This window comes from Mycobacterium asiaticum, from assembly GCF_001673365.1.
Taxonomy (GTDB): Bacteria; Actinomycetota; Actinomycetes; order Mycobacteriales; family Mycobacteriaceae; genus Mycobacterium; species Mycobacterium asiaticum_A.
Window position 1 is genome coordinate 1 of the sequence record NZ_LZLS01000021.1, and the last position, 852, is coordinate 852.

Below are 852 nucleotides of genomic sequence, written 5' to 3' on the forward strand. Positions count from 1 at the left end.
GTCAGTGGATGCGGGCGCTACCGCCCAGGCCAACCTCGAGCACGCTGCCCGTGATGACGCCCGGATCGGTGACGAGGTAGACGACGCCGCGGCTGACGTCTTCGGGCTGCAGCCACGGTTTCGGGATCGGATTGCCTTTCATCATGCGGCGCACCAAGTCGTCGGGAATATCCTCCTCGCCGTTGGGCTGCACCATCGGTGTCTGCGTGGTGGTCGGGCAGATCACGTTGATGGTGACGCCCTCTTTGGCTACTTCGAGCGCCGCGGACTTGGCGAGTCCGATGATGCCCCACTTGGTGGCGTTGTAGGCCGCGAGATCGGGAATCCCCATCCGGCCACCCATCGAAGAGGTCACCACGATCCGGCCGAAGCGCTGTTGCCGCATGACCGGGAGGGCCGCCCGCAATGTGTGGAACACGCCGGTGAGGTTGGTGTCGACGAGTTGTTGCCACATCTGGTCGCTGACCTCTTGCAGCGGCCCGGTGGTTACGACGGCGGCGTTGGCCACGACGATGTCGAGGCTGCCGAGGTCTTTCACTGTCTGCTCGACGGCCTGATTCACCTGTGCGGGGTCGCGCACGTCAACGGTGAGCGGGAGGCAGCGCTGGCCGAGTTCTTCTACGAGCTTCGCGGTTTCTCGTAGGTCATCTTCGGTGCCGAGTGGGTAGGTGAGGCCGGTCATGGGGGCCGGCGCATCGGCGGCGGCGATGTCGGCGCCCTCGGCCGCCAGCGCTAACGCATGGGCGCGGCCCTGTCCTCGAGCCCCGCCGGTAATTAGTGCGACCCGTCCGTCCAAGACACCCATAGCGCGCAACGTTAGCCGCAGACCGTTTTGGCGCCCGCAGCTAGTGT

Annotated in this window: 1 protein-coding gene; it reads right to left on the reverse strand. The window is 65.8% G+C overall.

From position 1 onward, the window contains the following. Position 1: 1 nt before the first annotated feature. On the reverse strand, positions 2–805 hold the full coding sequence (locus A5634_RS02290) for a mycofactocin-coupled SDR family oxidoreductase (protein ID WP_065142470.1): 804 nt from the start codon (positions 803–805) through the stop codon (positions 2–4). Positions 806–852 lie beyond the last annotated feature (47 nt).

What these genes read in the sequence shown, in the direction of transcription:
- A5634_RS02290 (WP_065142470.1), bottom strand. Translation starts at nt 805, where the DNA reads ATGGGTGTCTTGGACGGACGGGTCGCACTAATTACCGGCGGGGCTCGA.